The organism is Hymenobacter profundi (assembly GCF_019334315.1).
In the GTDB taxonomy this organism is placed as follows: Bacteria; Bacteroidota; Bacteroidia; order Cytophagales; family Hymenobacteraceae; genus Hymenobacter; species Hymenobacter profundi.
Map to the genome: position 1 here is coordinate 1 of NZ_JAHWGL010000166.1, position 5,954 is coordinate 5,954.

The 5,954-nt window shown below is 58.4% G+C and carries 5 protein-coding genes; 3 read left to right on the forward strand and 2 right to left on the reverse strand.

What is annotated here, in order from left to right; all coding sequences use genetic code 11:
* Together KYK14_RS21305 and KYK14_RS21310 are read left to right on the forward strand one after the other, a co-directional pair.
* Positions 1-383 (forward strand): hypothetical protein (locus KYK14_RS21305; protein WP_219161686.1); only part of this gene is annotated, 383 nt, incomplete at its 5' end.
* Positions 384-441: 58 nt separating this feature from the next.
* Positions 442-2,079, forward strand: a complete 1,638-nt coding sequence (locus KYK14_RS21310) for a catalase (protein WP_185282085.1) — start codon at positions 442-444, stop codon at positions 2,077-2,079.
* 399 nt (positions 2,080-2,478) lie between these two features.
* Here the strand turns inward: KYK14_RS21310 and KYK14_RS21315 are convergent, their stop codons facing one another.
* Positions 2,479-3,411: a cation diffusion facilitator family transporter gene (locus tag KYK14_RS21315; RefSeq protein ID WP_208307665.1), complete on the reverse strand. Its 933-nt coding sequence runs from the start codon at positions 3,409-3,411 to the stop codon at positions 2,479-2,481.
* A gap of 142 nt (positions 3,412-3,553) precedes the next feature.
* On the opposite strand from KYK14_RS21315, the gene KYK14_RS21320 reads away from it, so the two are divergent.
* Positions 3,554-4,909 (forward strand): NAD(P)/FAD-dependent oxidoreductase, encoded by a 1,356-nt coding sequence (locus tag KYK14_RS21320; RefSeq protein ID WP_185282083.1) that lies wholly within the window; start codon positions 3,554-3,556, stop codon positions 4,907-4,909.
* Here the strand turns inward: KYK14_RS21320 and KYK14_RS21325 are convergent.
* Positions 4,906-5,910 (reverse strand): glycoside hydrolase family 43 protein, encoded by a 1,005-nt coding sequence (locus KYK14_RS21325; protein WP_185282082.1) that lies wholly within the window; start codon positions 5,908-5,910, stop codon positions 4,906-4,908. The two genes, KYK14_RS21320 and KYK14_RS21325, sit on opposite strands and share 4 nt — an antisense overlap.
* Positions 5,911-5,954 lie beyond the last annotated feature (44 nt).

Below are 5,954 nucleotides of genomic sequence, written 5' to 3' on the forward strand. Positions count from 1 at the left end.
GTGAGAAGGTCCTTCGCTGCACTCAGGATGACAGACGCGTTTTCTTTCACCATTTCACCATTCCAATGCCTGATTTGCTGCTGACTGTGGCGCATAGCTTCCGGGTGCCGGGGCTGGGCATGGTGGCGATACCCGCCGAAACAGCTCCGCTTCTCCTACCCCTGAACCTGCACACGCCCTTGGCGGTGACGGTCATTTTTCCGGACGATCATAGTGAATCTGTGACAGCCACTGTGGAGGAGATTGAGCACGTAGGCACCACCCGGCGCGGACTTTTATTGGAGTTCACAACACCTACTTCCCTACCCCCTGGCACCCGTGTCGTATCAACGGAGGCTATGCTGGTATCGAATAATTCAATGGGAAATCCGTACCTTTTCTAAACTCAAGTCAGTTTATAGCAGTTATTTCGGGGCACCAAAACCATCCAACATTACCACTATGGCAGACGAAACCAACAACGGCCAGCACACGCCCGCCGACGGTACCGGCACCGCCGTGAACGGCGTAGGCTCTTCGCACGACCAGCGCACCGCTGACGGCGAAAACGCCCAAACCCTGACCACCCGCCAGGGCCACCCGCTGACCAACAACCAGAACCTGCGCACCGTGGGCAACCGCGGTCCGGCTACACTGGAGAACTACCAGTTCATTGAGAAAATCAGCCACTTTGACCGCGAACGGGTACCCGAGCGCGTGGTGCACGCCCGCGGTGCTGGTGCGCACGGCACGTTTGAAGCCTACGGCAAGGTAGGCGACGAGCCCATTGAGAAATACACCCGCGCTAAGCTGTTCAACACCAAAGGCAAAGAAACGCCCGTGTTCGTGCGCTTCTCTACAGTGGGCCACGGCGGCCACTCGCCCGAAACTCTGCGCGACCCGCGCGGCTTCGCGGTGAAATTTTACACCGAAGATGGCAACTGGGACCTGGTAGGCAACAACCTGAAAGTGTTCTTCATCCGCGACGCGATGAAGTTCCCAGACCTGATTCACTCGCAGAAGCCCGACCCGGTGCACAACCGCCAGACCGGCGAGCGGATTTTCGACTTTATCTGCAACACGCCCGAGGCGATGCACATGGTATCGTTCCTGTTCTCGCCCTGGGGCATTCCGGCCAACTACCGCCAGATGCAAGGCTCGGGTGTGAACACCTATAAGTGGGTGAACAAAGACGGCGACGCCGTGCTGGTGAAGTACCACTGGGAGCCCATGCAGGGCATCAAAAACCTGACCGCCGGCGAAGCCGAGAAGATTCAGGCCAAGAACTTCAACCACGCTACTCAAGACCTGTACGAGAACATCAAGAAGGGCAACTTCCCCAAGTGGGAGCTGCGCGTGCAGATCATGTCGGACGACGAGCACCCTGAGCTAGACTTCGATCCGCTTGACGACACCAAGATTTGGCCCGAAGACCAGTTCCCGCACCTGCCTGTGGGCATGATGACGCTGAACAAGAACCCTGAGAACTACTTCGCCGAGGTAGAGCAGGCGGCGTTCGGTACCGGCGTACTGGTAGACGGCCTCGATTTCTCGGACGATAAGATGCTGCAAGGCCGCACCTTCTCCTATTCCGACACGCAGCGCTACCGCGTGGGTGCCAACTACCTGCAACTGCCCATCAACGCGCCTAAAAAGCACGTGAGCACCAACCAGCGCGATGGCCAGATGACCTACCACGTGGATTCGGCCCCTGGCCAGAACAACCACGTGAACTACGAGCCTTCGTCGCTGAACGGCCTGAAGGAGGCGCCCCGTTCGGCTCCCGACCACACGCCGCAGTACACCGGCCGCCTGGTACGCCAGACCATCGACCGCGAAAACAACTTCAAGCAAGCTGGCGAGCGGTACCGCACCCACGAAGACTGGGAGCGCGACGACCTGATCAACAACATGTCGGGTGCGCTGGCTGATGCCGCTGAAGTGATTCAGCAGAAGATGATTGAGCTGTGCACCAACTGCGACCCCGAGTGGGGCCAGCGCCTGCGCGACGGCATTGCCGAGAAGAAGAGCATGATGATGAAGGACGAAGAAGCCGTGGAGCAAGCCGAAGAGCTGGCCCACGATGCCAAGCCGTACTAACTCGTTCGTAGCTTATTTTGAAAAAGGGGGCGCTGACAGTAGTCAGCGCCCCCTTTTTTTGTTGGAATTTTGAAGTAATGAAAGAGGCTGTTTGGGTTAGCGGAAAAGGTATCTGAAACGGTGTAGAGACGCATACTTGCGTCTCGTCGTTGAACGCCAACTACCCAAATCGTTCAACGACGAGACGCAAATATGCGTCTCTACACCGTTCAGTGGTAACTCAAACCAGTTTCTAAACAAAAGTGCCTGTCATCCTGAGCTTGCGAAGGACCTTCTCACGGTAGAACGAGTCGTTGTTACGCTTGTCGTTCTACCGTGAGAAGGTCCTTCGCAAGCTCAGGATGACAGACGCTTTTTCTACTGCACATTCAGCACTTCACAATCTCACAACTTCACCATTCACTCCATCGGCTGGATAAACACGTGCTTGATGTGCGGCAGCTTCTGTTGCACGGCCGCCTGCACGCGCACCACAGCAGCCGCTACCTCCTGCGCCGACTGCTCCGGCTGGAACCGCACGCGCACTACTACCAACAACTCCTCCGGCCCTAGGTAGCTGGAAAGCGGTTCTTCAGCCGCGACAACGGCTTTGTCTTCACGTACCACTTCGGTCACGTGTTGCAGCACGTCGGCCTCGGCAGGTTCGCCCATCAGTAGGCTTTTGGTTTCGCGTAGCAGCAGGCCCGCCACAATCAATAGAATAACGCCAATGCCGAGTGAGGCTACCCCATCGAGGGCGGGCATGTTGAGGGTATGGCTGAGGTAGACGCCTAGGAAGGCCACCGATAGGCCCAGCAAGTCGGCCGCATCTTCGAACAGCACGACAAAGGTGCCGGGGTCTTTGCTGCTGTGGAAGGCCCGCCAGAACCCTACCCCCCGGCGCTGGGCGTTGAAGGTGCGGCGGGCCAGCAGAAACGAGCCGCCGTCGAGTAGGAAGGCAATGCCCAACACCCAATAGTTCCAGGTAGGGTCGCTGAGAGGCTCGGGGTGACGCAGGTGCTCCACGCCTTCGTAGAGCGACACGCCCCCGCCAATCCCAAAGATGCACACCGACACCACAAAGGCCCAGAAGTACAACTCGCGCCCGTAGCCGAACGGCCGGCGCGCATCGGCGGGGCGCTGGCTGCGACTCAGGCCCAGCAACAACAGCCACTCGTTGATGGTATCTACCAGAGAGTGAATGCCTTCTGACAGCATAGCCGAGCTGCCCGTGAAATAAGAAGCCACAAACTTGACGATAGCAATGGCCAGATTAGCCGCCAACGCCCCAAAAATGGCGATTTTGGAAGAAGGCTGCTCGGGCGCCGCCGACTCGGGAGTAGTAGAATTCACGCGGGAGAGGAGAATAGAACGTGGAAATGGCTATACGCAAAGGATGCCTGGCTGGCTGCCGCCCGCCTGTCGTTGCAACAGTAGCTGGACTTTTGAGGTATAGGGTAGCAACCTTTTCCCGATTCTCTTTAACTACTTCAGCATGGAAGATTTAGCCAAACTAACAGACCTCGGCAAACCCCGTGTGGTGATAGTGGGAGGCGGTTTTGCCGGTCTGGAGTTAGCCAAGCAACTCCGCGACGTGCCCGTGCAGGTGGTGCTCATCGATAAGCAGAACTACCATAACTTCCAGCCTCTGCTTTACCAGGTAGCCACGGCTGGCCTCGATGCCAGTGATATTGTATCGCCCTTCCGCAAGATTCTGGGGCGGCAGAAAAACTTCTACTTCCGCATGGCAGAGGTGCAGTCGGTAGATGCTGATGCCCATGTGCTCCAGACGTCCATCGGCCTGATCAATTACGATTACCTGGTTATTGCAACTGGCTCTACCACCAACTACTTTGGCGACGACCAAATGGAGGCGAATGCCATTGCCATCAAGTCGATAGAAGATGCCATTGAGCTGCGCAACACGGTGCTGGCCAACTTCGAAAAGGCCCTGCAAATGGGCGACGCCGAGCAGATGAACAGCCTGCTGGACTTCGTAATTGTGGGCGGTGGCCCTACCGGCGTGGAAGTGGCCGGCGCCCTCAGCGAATTGCGCAAGCACGTATTTCCGTGCGACTACAAAGAGCTGGATTTCAAACAAATGGATATTCACTTGATCCAGAGCGGACCGGTCTTGCTAAAAGGGATGTCGGCGGAGGCTTCGCAGAAATCGTTGGAATACCTGGAGGAGTATGGCGTGAAAGTGGTACTGAATAGCCGGGTGAAGTCCTACGATGGCTACACTGTGACGCTCAGCACCGGCGAAACACTGATTACGCGCACGCTTATTTGGGCGGCCGGCGTGACGGGCGCCCCCATACCCGGCCTGCGCCCTGAGGCTTTGCTGAAAGGCAATCGGTATAAGGTAGACGAATACAGCCGCGTAGAAGGCTACACCAATGTATTTGCCCTCGGCGACATTGCCTCCATGCAAACCCCGGAGTTTCCGGAGGGTCACCCCATGGTGGCGCAGCCAGCCCTGCAACAGGGCCGGCTATTGGGCCACAACCTACCCCGACTGCTGAACGGCCACCCCCTGGAGCCTTTTCGCTACGACGACAAAGGCGCCATGGCTACTGTGGGCCGCAACCGCGCCGTGGCCGACCTGAAGCTACCCGGCGGCAAGGATTACCGCACGCAAGGCCTGCTGGCCTGGCTGATGTGGACGTTTATCCACGTCATTTCGCTGGTGAGCTTCCGCAACCGCTTTGCCGTGTTGCTCAACTGGACATGGAGCTATTTCAGCTACGACAAAGGCGACCGGTCTATCATTGGCAAAGCCAAGGACCCGTTGCGTGTAAAAATAAAGCCCCCGGTAGAGCAAATGGTGACCGAGCCACTGAAGGACTAGGACTTTTCTTCGCTTATAGGCGCCGGCTGCGGCGTGTGGGTAGGGTGCCCGTCGGGCAGTAGGCGGGGCCAGCCGTTTTCGTACACCACGCGGTCTAGCAGCATAACGCGCCGAGAGAAGCCCTGTTCATCGTTGATGGCATCGAAGGTAGGCTGGCGTGGGTCGATGGCGTGGTAGGCCAGCCAGTCTTGGCCGGCCGCATCGGTGATAAGGCAATTGTGGCCAGGCGCATGCCAGTGCGCGTTGCCGGTGAGGATGGTACTGTCGGGGCGGCCGGTGGCCTGGGCCAGCGTTTCGAAAGGACCGGTGGCGTGGCGGGCACGGGCTATCATTACGCCGTAGTGGGCATCGGGGCCACAGCAGTTATTGCCGGAGTAGAACAGGTAGTACCAGTCGTTGCGCAGCACCACCCAGCTACCCTCAATCAGGTGCTGGTACTCATCGGCGCTACCCGGCACGTCGGGCTGTACTAGCTCTACTTCCTGGCTATTAGGCGCAAACAACAGCCGATCGGGTGCCAGTTCGCGCACGCGCAACGGCCCGAAGCCGGAGCCCCAGTACAGCAGCCGTTTGCCAGTAGCGGGGTCGTCGAAAGCCATCGGGTCGATGTGCTCGAAGCCGGTTTCACCACAGAGCAGCGGCTCGCCATTGTCTACGAAAGGGCCAGTTGGGTGCTCGGCGGTGGCTACGGCCAGGCAAAGTCCGGCGCCGCTATCGGGCTGGGCCGAGTAGTAGAGGTAGTAGCGGCCATCTGCCTCGCTCACGTGGGGTGCCCACAGCCGCTGGGTGGCACTAGCCCAGCGGGGCTTGTGGGGTAGGGCCTCACCCAGCCATTCCCACTGCACCAAATCTTGCGAGCGGGCCACCTGCAAGTTGATAATCACCCCGTCGCGCTTGGTTTGCGTGCCGTAGGCGTAGTAGAATCCGTCTTTTGCCCGGATAATGGTAGGGTCCGGAAAATCGTCGTCGAGGATGGGGTTGGTGTAGGTAGGGCTCGGCATAGTAGTGGTGAAGTTGTGAATGAAATCCGTCTGTCATCCTGAGC